The 15,001-nt window shown below is 51.6% G+C and carries 11 protein-coding genes; 7 read left to right on the forward strand and 4 right to left on the reverse strand.

The window, feature by feature from the left end:
* Positions 1–857, reverse strand: an 857-nt coding sequence (locus tag DDZ17_RS21935; RefSeq protein WP_116369182.1) for a glycyl-radical enzyme activating protein, incomplete at its 3' end; no start/stop codon positions are given.
* Complete coding sequence (locus tag DDZ17_RS21940; protein WP_116369183.1) at positions 847–3,234, reverse strand: pyruvate formate lyase family protein; 2,388 nt, start codon at positions 3,232–3,234, stop codon at positions 847–849. The genes DDZ17_RS21940 and DDZ17_RS21935, both read right to left, overlap by 11 nt.
* 180 nt (positions 3,235–3,414) lie before the next feature.
* Here DDZ17_RS21940 and DDZ17_RS21945 point away from each other — a divergent pair, with 180 nt between their 5' ends.
* Positions 3,415–4,353, forward strand: coding sequence for a LysR substrate-binding domain-containing protein (locus DDZ17_RS21945; RefSeq protein ID WP_009576011.1), 939 nt, complete (start codon positions 3,415–3,417; stop codon positions 4,351–4,353).
* A 20-nt stretch (positions 4,354–4,373) separates the two neighbouring features.
* Here DDZ17_RS21945 and DDZ17_RS21950 read toward each other — a convergent pair whose 3' ends face one another.
* Positions 4,374–5,138, reverse strand: coding sequence for an FCD domain-containing protein (locus DDZ17_RS21950; RefSeq protein ID WP_009576012.1), 765 nt, complete (start codon positions 5,136–5,138; stop codon positions 4,374–4,376).
* A gap of 239 nt (positions 5,139–5,377) precedes the next feature.
* Here DDZ17_RS21950 and DDZ17_RS21955 point away from each other — a divergent pair, with 239 nt between their 5' ends.
* The 6 genes from DDZ17_RS21955 to DDZ17_RS21980 all read left to right on the forward strand — a co-directional run bounded on the left by DDZ17_RS21955 (position 5,378) and on the right by DDZ17_RS21980 (position 13,370).
* A complete protein-coding gene (locus tag DDZ17_RS21955; protein ID WP_241506000.1) occupies positions 5,378–6,808 on the forward strand; it encodes an FAD-linked oxidase C-terminal domain-containing protein in 1,431 nt (476 codons plus the stop codon).
* A gap of 23 nt (positions 6,809–6,831) precedes the next feature.
* The gene (glcE, locus tag DDZ17_RS21960; protein ID WP_116369186.1) at positions 6,832–7,905 is read left to right on the forward strand and encodes a glycolate oxidase subunit GlcE; all 1,074 of its coding nucleotides are present in this window, start codon (positions 6,832–6,834) and stop codon (positions 7,903–7,905) included.
* A gap of 15 nt (positions 7,906–7,920) precedes the next feature.
* Positions 7,921–9,138: a glycolate oxidase subunit GlcF gene (gene glcF, locus DDZ17_RS21965; RefSeq protein WP_116369187.1), complete on the forward strand. Its 1,218-nt coding sequence runs from the start codon at positions 7,921–7,923 to the stop codon at positions 9,136–9,138.
* Between the two features lie 68 nt (positions 9,139–9,206).
* Positions 9,207–10,916 carry an FAD-binding oxidoreductase gene (locus DDZ17_RS21970; RefSeq protein ID WP_206613628.1) on the forward strand — a complete coding sequence of 570 codons (1,710 nt, stop codon included), beginning with the start codon at positions 9,207–9,209 and terminating at the stop codon, positions 10,914–10,916.
* A gap of 70 nt (positions 10,917–10,986) precedes the next feature.
* Positions 10,987–11,526: a gamma carbonic anhydrase family protein gene (locus DDZ17_RS21975; protein WP_116369188.1), complete on the forward strand. Its 540-nt coding sequence runs from the start codon at positions 10,987–10,989 to the stop codon at positions 11,524–11,526.
* 320 nt (positions 11,527–11,846) lie between these two features.
* Positions 11,847–13,370 carry an arylsulfatase gene (locus DDZ17_RS21980; protein ID WP_116369189.1) on the forward strand — a complete coding sequence of 508 codons (1,524 nt, stop codon included), beginning with the start codon at positions 11,847–11,849 and terminating at the stop codon, positions 13,368–13,370.
* Positions 13,371–13,575: 205 nt separating this feature from the next.
* Here the strand turns inward: DDZ17_RS21980 and DDZ17_RS21985 are convergent, their stop codons facing one another.
* Positions 13,576–14,754, reverse strand: a complete 1,179-nt coding sequence (locus DDZ17_RS21985; RefSeq protein ID WP_116369190.1) for a saccharopine dehydrogenase family protein — start codon at positions 14,752–14,754, stop codon at positions 13,576–13,578.
* Positions 14,755–15,001: the final 247 nt, after the last annotated feature.

Consider the following 15,001-nt stretch of genomic DNA (forward strand, 5'->3'; position numbering starts at 1 on the left):
CCGAAGCGTGGCAGCTTGTCGAGCCAAATCGGGTTGTACGGCAAGATCTGCATGTTCTTTACGCCGTTCTCGAGCATAAAGTCAGCAATGGCACTGAGGTTTTCATCCGTGTCGGTGATAAAGGGCACCAACGGGACCCGCGGCAGAACCTCGATCACCGAATCCCGTGCCAGGGCCTGGACCTTCCTGAAGTTCTCATGAATAGAATGGTTGGGAACGCCGCAGTACTGCTTGTGCGCATCGCTGTCCATCAACTTGAGATCAAAGTAGATGGTGTCGGTGTAGGGCAATACCAGATTTTCAAATACCTTGTAATTGAATAGGCCCGCTGTCTGGATCAGCGTGTGAACATTCCGCTGCTTCAGCCGCGAGAACAGTTCGCCGACCGAATCCATCTGCATCAGCGCCTCGCCGCCGGAGACAGTAACCCCGCCGCCGGAGGCCTCGAAGAAGGCCTCGTCTTCAAGCACCTTCTCCACCAGATGATCCATGTCGATGTCATTGCCACAGCGCTCCAGAGCACCGGATGGGCAGACATCAACGCACTTGAAGCACTGGGTGCATTTGTCGCGGATGATTTTGTCGGGCGAACTCAGGTCGATCGCCTGCTCGGGGCAGGCGTCAGCACAGTCGTGACAGCTGATGCACTTCTCTGCATCATAGGAGAGTTCGTAACCGGTGTTGATGCTTTCCGGATTCTGGCACCAGGTACAAGACAGCGGGCAGCCCTTGAAGAACACCACGCTGCGAATACCCGGCCCGTCGTCCAGGGTGTTTCTCTTGATGTCGAAGTACAGCGAAGCCTTCCTTGGCTCGGTAACTGCTATCGCATCAATCAGGCTTGCATCAGGCCCCATTACTGCTCCGGGATATCACCTCATCCTGCATTTCAGGTGATAGATCGTTGAAGTACGCCGAGTAGCCAGATACCCGAATCAGCAGGTTGGGGTGCAACTCCGGGTTGTCCCGTGCCTCAATCAGGATTTTCGGATCCAGCATATTGGCCTGCACCTGCATACCGTGCCGTTTGAAGTACACCTTGTACATGCTACCCAGTGCACTCTTACCATCGTCACACTCGTAACTGGAGGCATCCAGCTTGATATTGAAGTTGATGCCATTGGCAAACTTCTTGAAATCGATCCGGTTCATCGAATTGATCAAGGCGGTGGAGCCACGCTTGTCTGCACCGTTTTCCGGCGCAAAACCCGAGGCGAAGGTCTCGCCGGCACGACGGCCATTTGGTGTGGCATTGATCAGCCCGCCGAAGTGGGTGTGGGAAGTGTTGGAGTACACGCCCGCCAGGTACTGGCCACCGCGGGTATTCTTGCCCAGGGCGTGAATGGAATCGGAGTAGTGATCCCCGACCCACTTCATCCAGGCATCCGCCTTGGGAATATCGTTGCCAAATTTATCGATGCCTTCCAGCCTGGTCCGCACAACCTCATCCGAGAGATTGTCTTTCAGGTGAGCGACCAGCTCCTCAAGGGTGAGCCACTTGTCCTCGAACACAGCACTCTCAATGGCCCCCAGGGAATCGGCCACGACCGCCATGCCGGTGCCCTGGATACCGGAGAAATTGTACTTCGCGCCACCCTGTGTAGAGCAAACACCCTGCTCGAGACAGCCTTCCAGCGTAGCGCTGCTGATCGGGGTGGGGTGGTACTCGGCGTGGAACTGTTCACACTTCTGCAAATCCGCGTGCAGCTTGCCCAGCTGATGCTTCACCTGCACCTTGTAGGCGTCCAATACGTCATCCATGCTCTTCATGCTGGAGACCGGGGGTGTCTTGACACCGATCTGTCGGTCAGAACCAAACTGGCACCCCTCGTTGAGCGCCATTTCCAGGGCCAGGGCCATGTTGTACATCCCGGCGTCGGTGGAACCCAGGGTCTTGCCCGGCGCCGTGGGCTCAACACAGCCGATGGCGACATAGTCCCTGGCATCCTCCAGGGAATAACCGACATTCATCATGGACTCGATGATGGTCTCGTCGTTATACATGGCGGGCGCCGAACCCGGGCCGAAGTTCACCCGGATGACCTCATCGTAGAATGCCTTGGGTGTGTTCTCGTGGAGACGGACGTGGAAGTTGGGCTGGCGCATGCGCAACTCATCGGCGAGCTCCAACAAAATGAAACTCAGTTCATTGGTCGCATCGTTGCCCTCGGAGTCCTGACCACCGATGGTCACTACCTCCCAGCTGGTCAATCCACCGAGCATGCTGGTCAGCTTGTCGGAGTACATGGGGATGGTTTCGCATACCTTTACGCAGAAAGCTCCCAGAATATCTTTCGCCTCTTGTCTTGAAATACGTCCAGCCGCCAAATCCTCTTCATAGTAGGAATTCAGGAATTGGTCCACGCGGCCCGGACAGGTGGTTTCACCTGTTGTCTCCTGGAAAATGGCGATGTGGGTGAGGGTCATTGATTGGACCGCTTCATAGAAACTGGTTGCGCCATAACGTGGTACGCGAGCGCAGACCTCCGCAATCCGCTCTAGATCAAGTTTCCGCTGAGGGTCCGCTTCAGCCTCTGCCAGCCTACGCGCCTCGGTCGCATAGCGGTCACCAAACTCTGCCAGCGCATTCATTGAGATTTTCACAGACTGGTAGAAGTCCAGCTTGGAGGGATCGTTGGTTTGTGCCTCGAAGGCCTCCACCTCGGCGATGATGCCCTCGGCACCCAGTTTGATCACTTTCTCGTAGCCGGGTGCCAGGTGAGCAATACCACCAGCCTCATACAATTGGTACTGCAGTGCTTCACTCTGCTCCTTAACAAAGCGCATCTGCTCTTCCTGCCCGTCAAAGGCAAGATAAGCCATATTCTTGTCCATCCAGAACGGAATATATGACTGGAGTTTTGCCTGCTCGTCTTCGCTGATCTCGAGAGGATTGACCTTGCGGGTGGGTAGTTTGTCGACACCAATCATTATGCCCAGACCGCCCAACTCCGGATAACAGATGCCGGCGACCCGTTTGGCGGTGAAGTTGCCAACAATCAGCTCGTCAGGATAGATTTTCACCGTTTTGTTGGCCAGGACGTGGCGTGTCGCTTCAGCTATCTGAACGGCCGTAGATTTCCCATCGTTGGCCTCATCCATGTAATACTCTGACCAAAGCACTGCGCGCTCGATGCAGCCACCGTAGGTAGCCTCGTCGACAGCTTTCTTCAGGCGAGCGACTCGAGCACCATCTTCCAGTGACTGACCAACGACATTAGTAATTGCATTCATATTTCACCTCGCGTCTCAGCGCTTGACTCAAAAGTTTAATATTGTTTTTGAAGCTACGGTTGCTTTACATGTCGCCCCGTCTTAAACGAAGCACATACTATGGAGAGTACAAGGAGTTGATATTAATTCAAATAGATAATATATAAGAGTATTATCAGTTATTTGAATAAGAGGTGGTCGGTGCTTCGAAACCAGGATTTGAATCTCTTGCCCATATTTGATGCATTGATGCAGGAGCAGCAGCTTTCCAGGGCGGCGGAACGGTTGTGTATGAGCCAGCCTGCAGTTAGTAATGCATTGAAACGTCTCCGAATCAGCTTCAGGGATGATCTATTTGTCAGGACAAGACGGGGGCTGAAGCCAACCCAGCGCGCAGTGGAGCTGCATGAGGCTATAGCACCTGTTCTGGAGTCACTCAGCCATACGTTCGACGATCAAACCTTTAGTCCAGAAGTATCAGATAGGACGTTGGATATCTCCATGGATATTGCAGCGGAGTATGTTTTCGCTCCTGATGTGCTAGGGATACTGCTTCCGGTGGCTCCAAACCTTAGGATTCGGTTCCATCCTGACCATATTCCGGACATTGCTGGGCGTTTGAAGGATGGGCGTTTGAACTATGCATTGGAGTATGGGCCAGTCTTATCCGATGAGTTTGATTCGGCTCATTTTGCGGACGAAACCCTGTCAGTTATTTGTGCCAAGAGTCACCCGAGCATCAAGGGAAGTCTCTCCCTGGAGCAATACACGTCGCTTCCGCATGTGTCGCTGGTCCCACGCCCCAGCTTTTCTGCTGGTCAAACAGCTGGAGAAGTAACTCCCGTTGAGTACATCGTCGGAGGTGACTTGCCTACAAGGAATATTGGTCTCAGGGTGGCCAGTTCGCTCGCTATTCCTGAGATCGTCGCGACAACAGACCTTATTGCCACGCTGTCTACCCGACTAGTTTTACCGCTTGTTGAATCGGGGGAACTGCAGCGTTTCGATCCGCCTTTCAACAATATAGGGTTTGAGTTTCGTCTGTACTGGCATAAGAGTCGGTCTAAAGATCCATTTCATCAATGGTTTATCAACGAGCTTGCTGAACACCAAAATAGTATTCGAGGTCAGAGGAACTAAGATTACACTGAATCTGCAAGCTATTGTTTTTCCCTTATTAGTTCCCACTTTCCAGCGCGCTCCAGCCGTTGATTTTCCATTTCAATGGCTTGCAGGCTCTTTCGAATTTCCTGAATGTGGAGAACTGCTGCGGCACGTGCTTCATCTGGCTTCTGGTCCATAATGGCCACAAAGATAGAGTGATGTTGTGCACTCAACATCATTCGCTGTTCTGGCCGATGATAGAGATTATTTACTGATGTGATAACAGAATCTAATAGCAGTTGGGACAAACTACGCAACGTGTATGCCAGGAAGGGATTGTGGGTTGCTTCTGATATCGCTTGATGAAAGTTGTGATCCAGCTTTGCTTCGATGTTCACGTCAATCTCACCCGAGGTCGAATGGTCCATTGCTTCATAGGCCTTGGAAATACGATAGCGATCAGCCGGCGTCAGGCGTAAAGCAGCGTAGAAGGCGGATTGTCCCTCCAGTAACTCTCGGACCTCAAGGAGATCGTATACGGCCCTTGAGTGGTCTCGAAATAGGTGCCGAAGCGGCGACTGATCGGACGCTGCCGGTAACATTTCTGATACAAAGGATCCCCGGCCACGTTGAGTCTCGATAATTCCCCTGCCTCTTAACTCCTTCAGCGCTTCACGCACTACCGGCCGCGATACAGAGAGTCTTTGGGCCAACTGGCGCTCGGAAGGGATTTTGCTCCCCGGGAGCAATGTTCTGTCTAGAATCAAGGCTTCCAACTGCCTGGCCACATCCTGATAGAACGGGTCGTTAGCGCTAATCATCTGGTATTACCAGTTTTTACATAATGAGAAACTATAGACGTATTCATTCAAATAGAGCTCTAAAGAAAATAAATGGAAACACAAACTGGTATTACCACAGGAATTAAGGGTTGTCTATCGCCAGCTAACGTCTAGACTGCGAACACAAGCAGATAGGGATAAGCCAGCCACAGCATTGACTGCACATCCAGTTGGATTCTCGGTTTAGGTTATCCCGCCATGCTGGGAGAAGGGTGAAGGTGAGCAGAGATAAAAAAGCAGTTCTAGAGATGGCCTTCCGGCAGATTGTCGGTGAGGGCTTCGTAATCTCAGACAAAGAAACACAGAAACCCTATGAATGTGACGGGCTTTCGATGTATTGCGAAGAGTCAATGCTTGTGGTCCTGCCGGGCACCGTTGACCAGCTAAAAGAAGTCATAAGGCTCTGCCGTATACATGAAGTCCCAGTTGTCACTCGCGGCGCAGGCACAGGACTAAGTGCGGGGGCCATGCCCGCGCCCGATGGGATCGTCCTGTCGACCGCAAGGCTAAACAAAATAATAGCGATTGATGAAAAAGCCAGAACGGCACGTGTGCAGCCAGGCGTGCGCAATATCAGTATCAGCGAAGCTGCCGGCCGTTATGGTCTCTATTACGCGCCCGATCCATCATCCCAGATCGCATGCAGTATCGGTGGTAACGTCGCAGAAAACTCTGGGGGAGTACATTGTCTCAAGTACGGACTTACCGTCCACAACGTACAGAAAGCTGAGCTGATATTGGTCGATGGGACCGAGATAACGCTGGGCGGTGATGGGCTGGATGTGCCTGGATTCGATCTGCTCGCGCTGATTATCGGGTCTGAAGGACTGCTCGGTGTTGTGACGGAAATTACCGTACGCTTACTGCCCAGACCTGAAAGTGTGCAGGTGGTGATGGCCGCGTTCGATGATGTGACACAAGCAGCAGACGCCGTTGGGTCAATTATTGCCGCTGGCATCATACCTGCTGGTCTGGAGATGATGGATCGATACGCGATCTCCGCGGCAGAGGATTTCTGTAGTGCAGGCTATCCTAAAGACGCAGAGGCATTGTTGCTCTGCGAGATCGACGGTAGCGAGTCTGAGGTCCACGAGCACTGCGCGAGAGTGGCTGAGCTCTTTAAGACGCATGCAGCAACCAGCATCCGAATCTCTGCGTCGGAGGAGGAGCGTACTCTCTTGTGGAAGGGGAGAAAGTCCGCGTTTCCGGCCGTTGGAAGAATATCCCCTGATTACTACTGTATGGATGGCACTATTCCGCGCAGTAAGTTAGCGGCGGTTCTGACAGCCATGTCAGAAATGTCAGATCACTTTGGTCTTCGGGTTGCGAACGTCTTCCATGCTGGGGATGGCAATCTTCACCCCTTGATTCTCTTTGACAATAGTGTACCGGGAGAATTTGAAAGAGCAGAGGCTTTCGGGGCTTCAATTCTGGAGCTTTGTGTATCTGTGGGCGGATGCATCACTGGGGAGCATGGTGTTGGCATGGAAAAAATCAGGCAGATGCCAATCCAGTTTAGTGACTCAGAGATTGCACTTTTTCATGAACTGAAGCACTGCTTTGATCCTGCCGGGCTGCTTAACCCTGGTAAAGGCGTTCCGCTCTTGAAACATTGTCAGGAATATAGAGCGGCGCGGCAGTTCGCCTAGGTCGATAATCGGAGGCAGCCGACTTGCCAGATATTACGAGTCAATTGTTGGAGCAGGTGCTGGAAGCACGGTTAGAACGCCGCTGCCTTCAGATAGTCGGCGGCGGCAGCAAGGAGCATTATGGAAGGCCCTCCCGAGGCAGCAAAATAGAGCTATCCGGTCACCAGGGGATCATAAGCTATCAGCCAGATGAACTTGTTCTTACCGTTCGATGCGGGACGAGGATTGAAGTGATCCAAGCGCTATTGGCTGAGAAGAACCAGATGTTAGCGAGTGACCCGCCCCAGTACAACGGTGCAGCGACCATAGGTGGCAGTGTAGCGTGTAATGACTCAGGACCTGGGCGGCCTTGGACCGGCTCGATTCGTGACAGCGTGCTTGGAATTCAGTTGATAACAGGCAAAGGCGACAAGCTTCAGTTCGGTGGAAGGGTGATGAAAAACGTCGCAGGCTACGATGTTTCCCGCCTTCAGTGCGGTGCCATGGGTTGCATGGGCATAGTGTCGGAGGTGTCCCTGAAAGTAATGCCTCGACCTGCTCATTCATTGACAATGAAGCTGGAAATCAACAGCCATATCGACGCCCTGGAGCACATGAGTCTATTGGCTAGATCGGCTTATCCCATTTCAGGTAACTGCTGGATTGATGGCATACAGTACGTCCGCTTTGAGGGTGCTTATAGTGCCGTAGAGAAGGCAGCGAAGGACTATGCTCGTTTGTTTCCAGATGCGAATGAATTGCGTGACGGCTCCTCGTTCTGGGGTAGCGTGCGTGATCACCACCACAGTTTCTTCAGGTCGTCGCGACGTTTGTGGCGTCTATCAATCCATCCGACAGCGCAGTATTCGGAGCTAGAACCAGGGCTTATCGATTGGTCTGGTGCCCAGCGTTGGATCCCGGGAGAGCACAACATGACCGAGATGGTGGCTGCGTTATCACCCATAGGTGGTAACGCAAGTCTGATTAAGGGTGGAATCGGTGAAGAGGATGTGTTTCACCCGATGGACGAGGGATCGCAGCGTCTGCATGTGGCGCTGAAATCCAAGTTTGATCCGGACCGGATATTTAACCCTGGCCGAATGTATAGTTGGCTATAGAGCTCATTTTACTCGATGAAAACCGATATAACGGAAAAATATTCTCAATCGGAATGGGCGTTGGAAGCCGCACATATCATTGAAAGCTGCGTACATTGCGGCTTCTGTAATGCAACTTGCCCAACCTATCTCGAGCTAGGCGATGAGCGGGATGGGCCGAGAGGAAGAATATATCTGGTAAAGCAGCTTCTAGAAGAAGGGGATGCTACGAGTAATACTGTTAGGCACCTTGATCGTTGTTTGACCTGCCGTTCATGTGAAACGACCTGCCCCTCAAGTGTAGAGTATGGCCGCCTGGCCGATTTGGCCCGTCATACCTTGGAGCAGCATGTAAAGCGACCATTACACGAACGCCTGTCTCGGTGGATACTCCTGCAAGTTCTACCGTATCGTCGAAGATTTGGGATTTTGCTCCGCATCGGTCAAATACTACAACCACTTCTTCCCCGTGTTCTCGCCAGGGAAGTCCCTGCCCGACAAAAACGCCTTCGAGTTGCGGAGTATTCAACCACGCGCAGCATGATAGCACTTAGTGGGTGTGCACAACCTGCGGCTACGCCAAACACCAATCTAGCGGCTGCGCGCGTACTCGGCCGACTAGGGATCAAGTTGATCGAACCGGATTCCGCTGGATGTTGCGGTGCAGCAAATTATCATCTTTCTGATCATGATAAGGCGCGAATGTTTGCAAGAAGAAATATCGATGCTTGGTGGCCAATAATAGAGCAAGGTGCTGAGGCAGTCGTGATGTCCGCCAGTGGCTGTGGTTCTCTGGTGAAAGACTACGGTAAGCTCCTTCGAGATGATCCCCGGTATGCAGATAAGGCTAAGGCCGTTAGCACTCTCGCCAAGGACCTCAGCGAGGTATTGCTATCTGAGGATCTAGAGAGTTTACCAATTGACGCATATAACAGTAGGGTAGCAGTTCACTGTCCATGTTCCTTGCAGCATGGACAAAATCTACCAAATGCAATTCCCAAAATTTTGAACTCTCTTGGGGTTGAGACTGTAGAGTCGGAGAATGATCATCTATGCTGTGGATCTGCAGGGACTTACTCGCTCCTACAGCCACAAATGAGCCGAAGGCTGCGTGATAGCAAGCTTTCATCGTTAAACATTAATAAGCCGGACGAAATTCTTACAGCTAATGTGGGCTGTCAGATGCATCTAGGCTCTGCGGCCGAGGTTCCAGTAAAGCACTGGATTGAGCTGGTGGATCAGATTGCCAAGTAGTGATGGAGCTCGGTCTACAATAAATTCGTGAACCAATGAAATGCGGAAGTAAACGCGGGAGAAAGCATATGACAACCATGGATACCAAATCCTTACGTCGACAGTTGCGTTTTTGGGGCTGGGGTTACGCTGATGAGGACCTGAGCGATGCAGAAAAGGACTTTATCGACATGTTCGTTAAGAAGGGAGTGAATGCGGATGCCGTATTGGCAGAGGAGCCGCAGGTGGCAGATTTCGATTTACCGGCACCTCGAATCACCGCACCGGCCAGTATTGAGCGCATCTGCTCTAGTTCAGACTATGATCGCCTGGTGCACAGCTATGGGAAGTCGTTTGCCGATACCGCCCGGATGCTGTTGCGGGATGTACCGAACCCACCCGATATCGTGGCGTTCCCAGAAACGGAAGCGGATATCATGGACATTTTCTCCTTTGCAGCTGAAAACAACGTTGCCGTTATACCTTTTGGCGGTGGCACCAGTGTTTGCGGGGGCGTCGAGGCTGCGGTAGGAGAAGGCTATGCGGCCACTATATGCCTGGATATGGAGAGATTTAACAGAATTTTGGAGGTCGACGAAATCAGTAGAACGGCTCGAATACAGGGCGGCATGCTTGGACCGGATATTGATGAAGCCCTCAAGCCCCATGGTTTTACTTTACGACATTTCCCCCAAAGTTATCAGTTCTCCACCATCGGCGGCTGGGTAGCTACTAGGGCAGGGGGGCACTTTGCGACCCTTTACACCCACATCGACGATCTCGTTGAATCAGTGCGGATGGTGACGCCCTCAGGTGTAATCGAGACGCGTCGTTTGCCTGGTTCAGGCGCGGGACCATCGCCCGATCGTATGATGATAGGCTCAGAAGGTATTCTGGGTGTCATTACCGAAGTCTCAGTACGCATACAAAGCTTGCCGGTTTGGAAGGCGACGGCTTCTGTTACCTTCGAAGATTTTTTCCAGGCTGCAGAAGCCGTGAGACTCATCTCACAGTCCGGCCTGTTCCCTACAAATTGCAGACTTCTCGACCAGGATGAAGCGTTGGGGAATGGTGTAGTGAGTGAACCCTTGTCTGTGCTCGTGCTTGGGTTTGAATCTGCAGATCACCCGGTACGAGAGTTAATGGAAAGAGCAATCACAATTGCCAGATCTCAGAATGGTCAAATCGACGACGATAGCGTCGTATACAAAGAACGCAAGAGTGACGGTAATGACCAAGGGCCGCGGGAGGCTGTCAGTACCGAAGCAGACAAGTGGAAGAATGCCTTCTTCCGCGCGCCCTACTTAAAGAACAGAATGATGCAGTATGGGCTGATAGCCGATACATTCGAGACTTCAATTACTTGGGAACGCCTGCCGGAGTTCTACACCGGACTCAAATCTGATATCGCGCAGGCTATAGAGTCGGTAACCGGGCGCCCAGGGCGAGTTTCCTGTCGATTTACCCATGTTTATCCAGACGGCCCTAGCGTGTACATCACGTTCGGAGCAGTGGGCACCAAAACCGGAGATTTCAAGGAGTTGTTGGACCGCTGGTGTGAGCTAAAGAAAGTCGCGAACGAGCAAGTGATTGAGAGAGGGGGAACAATTACTCACCACCATGCGGTTGGTAGAGATCATCGCAGTGGATACGAAAAACAGATGCCTAAGCTATTTCTTGGAGCGTTGACATCAGCAAAAGCTTCTCTTGATCCTCAGGGTATTCTTAACCCCGGAGTGCTTATTGACCCTGAAAACAGGCAAGTGGGAGTGACTGGAGTAATGGAAAACCACAGTTAGCCGAACTGTGTAAAAAGATTGTTTGTCGGAGCCCACACACTGTAATCGTACCTCAAAGGGAGTTATTCATATGATCTTACAATTAGGTAACGCGCGTCCCAAGAGACGGGGACAGTGTTTTGTAGCGCCGGGCGCCATACTCATTGGAGATATTACACTTGGAGAAAATTCGAGTGTTTGGTTCAATGCCGTGGTGCGTGCAGATAATGATCAAATCTCTTTGGGCGCCAACACCAACGTACAAGATGGAGCGGTCTTACACTGCGACCCCGGTTTTCCGTTGATTGTTGGCGACAGTGTGACGGTGGGTCATCAAGCGACCGTTCACGGCTGTACTGTTGGTGACTTCACCTTGATTGGGATTAATGCGACCGTGCTTAACGGTGCGGTAATCGGAAAGCACTGTTTGATTGGGGCACATGCGCTGGTAACAGAGGGCATGGTGATTCCAGACGGATCTCTGGTTGTCGGCTCGCCTGCAAAAGTACTAAAGCCTCTCTCTGATTCACAGAAAGAGTCGTTATCACAATCAGCTAAAGACTATGCACAGAAAGCGGCGGAGTACTCCAAAAACCTGGGTGACCAGGAACTCATTGAATTGGAAAAATAAACCAGTTGCAATGTAACGTCTGTGGGAATTTCACCTGGTTGTAACTGCCTGTGCCAGCATCTGGCTGATAGTCAGTATTAGACCTTCCTACGCGATGCTGGGAGGTCTTAGGGCTCTTCTGTAGCTCCTTTGGCCTAAAGGATCAATTCCTGAGCCAAATCATCATACTCCTGAATGGTGTTATTTGGGAAACTCAGCAACGTTATATGCACGCGCATTGCCTCGTGGCCCTTGCGGCACGATCCTTTGAGAGAATGCATTGCCGCGAAAAAGCAAAACTTCGAAGTCGTTTTACTCCCTCCAATCAGGAAAAGCGTATTATGACCAGACTTGTAATAAGCCTCATCACCTCGTTACTTTGGATACTCCCCGTTACAGTACTGGCTGGGTCAAAGCCGAACATTCTGGTGATCTGGGGTGACGATATTGGATGGCTTAATATCAGTGCTTACAACGATGGCTTAATGGGCTATCAGACACCCAATATAGACCGCATCGCCGAGCATGGGATCCGTTTTACAGATCACTATGGAGAGCAAAGCTGTACAGCAGGTCGATCTGCATTTATTACGGGACAACATCCCGTTCGTACCGGACTTACCCGAGTAGGTGTGCCAGGTTCCTTACTGGGTATACAACCAGAGGATCCGACTCTCGCCGCGTTGTTGAAGAACTTCGGCTATGCCACTGGGCAATTCGGCAAGAATCACCTAGGGGATCGAAGTGAGTTTCTGCCCACTGAACACGGATTCGATATCTTCTTCGGCAATCTTTATCACTTGAACGCAGAGCAGGCACCGGAGCACCCTGATTACCCGAAGAACCCCTTATACAAACAACTGTTCGGTCCTCGAGGAGTTGTCCGATCATCCGCCGATGGCCAAGTGGAGGATACTGGACCACTGACGATTAAGAGAATGGAAAGTGTAGATGCTGAGTTCCTTGCTGAAACGCTGCGCTTTATAGACGACTCGCATGATAAGGGCGTCCCGTTCTTCGCCTGGTTTAATTCAACGCGTATGCATACGGTCACCCATCTGAGTGACAAGTGGAAGGGCAAGACGGGGCAGGGTGTGTACGCCGATGGTATGCAGGAACACGACAGTCACGTCGGTGCTCTTTTGGACAAGCTGGATGAGCTGGGAATTACTGAAAACACATTGGTGTTCTATTCCACGGACAATGGTGCACAACTTCATAATTGGCCAGATGGTGGCATGACCCCGTTTCGTGGCGTAAAAAACACGACCTGGGAGGGGGGCTTCAGGGTGCCTGCTATTGTGAGTTGGCCGAAACGGATTCAACCCGGCATATCCAATCAAGTGATGTCACACCTCGACTGGTTACCTACCATTTTGGCCGCTGTAGGAGAACCTAAAATAAAGGACAAGCTTCTTGAGGGATACGTTGCCAACGGCAAGAGGTACAAGGTGCACCTTGATGGCTATAACTTTCTCCCACACTTGACGGGCGCTCAGGCTACCGGGCCACGGAAGGAGTTCTTCTACTTCACGGATGGGGGAATGCTATCCGCCGTTCGAGTTGGAGATTGGAAAGGTATGTTTGCACAGCAGCGAGCTGTGGGATTTGACGTTTGGAATGAGCCATATACACAGCGAAGATTACCTGCCATATACAATCTTCGTAGGGACCCGCTTGAGAGAGCAGAGATTGACAGTGGATACTTCGTAGAGTGGTACGACGAGCTCTTGCCGGCTGTTACAGGATTATTCTATCTGGAAATTCAAAAATTTCTTGCCACTTTCGAAGAGTTTCCGCAGCGACAATCGCCTAGTTTTAATATGATTCAAGCCGTAGACAAAGCAATACAAGGTGGTAATTAAAAGCCGTCACTGCTTGCCAAAGGCATTAATTCAATAGACCACCTCGGGGTCAGGCCTTATGTATAAGGTCTTGTTGTAGAGTGTGATCAAGCCTGGGCGGCAAACCCGCTGGCTAGCGGAGAGTGTGCTCAGTAGAGAAGTGGAACCAGGACCTAGCGTACTACAATAACCAGGCCTAGAGAAAATTTGAAGTGGACCAGTCACATCATTCAATGACAAAACGCAGGCCAGCGTTATCTTCAAGTCGCTTGATCAGGTCGAGCCCCATAGCCGCACTGGGCGTCCATATGCCGCCGCCGGCCAGATCAGGGTTTTTGGCCAGGCAGACTGCACACTCTGCAATCATTTTACTAGTCGAACCGTAACCGGGATCCATATCGCCATGAACGCTGATCTTCGCAAAACGCCCATTATCTGAAGTCCCGGCAAACAAGATATCGTACATACCACGTTCTCTTTCCTCGCGAGAAGGACCTTGACCCGGTGGTGTGCTGTCTTCTGCCATGGATTGATCTGCAGCCATTGCATTTGCTAGTTGCTCACCTTCCTCACCAGGCCCGGTCACAAACATTTCATCGTAAACGAATTCTTCCCCGTACATGCGGTCGAGAAGATGGTTGGAACGATGTACGGTTTTAGTATTAATGACAGCCATGACAAAGGGGGCGGTCCACGTCTGTAGAGCGTCGTCGTAATGCGGCTGATTTCCCGGGGGCTGGCTGACTCCAGTATAGCCGGGAGTAAGTGCAAAGGGATCTACAAGGCTAGAGAGCAACTGTGGATCTTCGGTAACCACTGAGACGGTGGATCTAAAGCTCGCGAGAGTGCCTCCAGACCAGGAACCCTCCATGCTCCTGACTCTTCCCCTGACTCTCGAAAAGGGCTCAGAGTATTGCGATAGTGCGTGCAGTTGCAAGAAGTAGACGCCAAGATCAAAAGGTACAGAATCAAAGCCACAGGAGAAGACGATTCGAGCACCGCTCTTTGCTGCTACTTCCTCATACTCCTTGATCATTCTCTGCATCCAAAGTGGCTCACCACATAGATCAACGTAGTCAGTACCTACCTCCGCGCAAGCTGCCAGTAGCCCACTACCATATTGTTGGTATGGGCCAACTGTAGTGAGTACTACCTTGCATTTGGATGCGATCTCTCTGAGCGAGGATAGATCATTTGCATCAGCCTCTAGAACAGGCACGGTGGGCGAGAGCCCCAACTCGTCTCGCGTGGTCTTAAGCTTCTCGAGATTGCGACCGCACATTGCCCATGTGAGTCCCCCGTCTGCGCCATCGCCATATTGTGATTGGAGATACTCAGCAACAAGCCTGCCGGTATAACCACTCGCGCCAAAGACAATGATGTCGAACTCGTTTGGGGTTGCCATGGCAGTCGTCCTTACAATTCAGTTGAAATGAGGTAGGTGCGAAACCCTATCACTGGAGGTCTCTCTAGTAAATGCAATTGACTACGAGTTTAAAAAGGTCTTTCACAGTAGCTAAAGGTGTGTTGTCTCGCTCAATAATCCGTGACGCCTTTCCCAAGTAAATTCGGGCCGGGCAATACAATACTTCCCTGATTATTCCGCAGCCGCAGCCGCAGCCGCAGCCGTGCCGGGGATCGGGGTCGGGATA

Source organism: Parahaliea mediterranea, from assembly GCF_003402235.1.
In the GTDB taxonomy this organism is placed as follows: domain Bacteria; phylum Pseudomonadota; class Gammaproteobacteria; order Pseudomonadales; family Halieaceae; genus Parahaliea; species Parahaliea mediterranea.

Bases quoted from the DNA above. Each gene is read 5' to 3' on its own strand.
- DDZ17_RS21940 (WP_116369183.1), bottom strand. From the start codon at position 3,234: ATGAATGCAATTACTAATGTCGTTGGTCAGTCACTGGAAGATGGTGCT.
- DDZ17_RS21950 (WP_009576012.1), bottom strand. From the start codon at position 5,138: ATGATTAGCGCTAACGACCCGTTCTATCAGGATGTGGCCAGGCAGTTG.
- glcF (WP_116369187.1), top strand. From the start codon at position 7,921: ATGAAAACCGATATAACGGAAAAATATTCTCAATCGGAATGGGCGTTG.
- DDZ17_RS21970 (WP_206613628.1), top strand. From the start codon at position 9,207: ATGACAACCATGGATACCAAATCCTTACGTCGACAGTTGCGTTTTTGG.
- DDZ17_RS21975 (WP_116369188.1), top strand. From the start codon at position 10,987: ATGATCTTACAATTAGGTAACGCGCGTCCCAAGAGACGGGGACAGTGT.
- DDZ17_RS21980 (WP_116369189.1), top strand. From the start codon at position 11,847: ATGACCAGACTTGTAATAAGCCTCATCACCTCGTTACTTTGGATACTC.
- DDZ17_RS21985 (WP_116369190.1), bottom strand. From the start codon at position 14,754: ATGGCAACCCCAAACGAGTTCGACATCATTGTCTTTGGCGCGAGTGGT.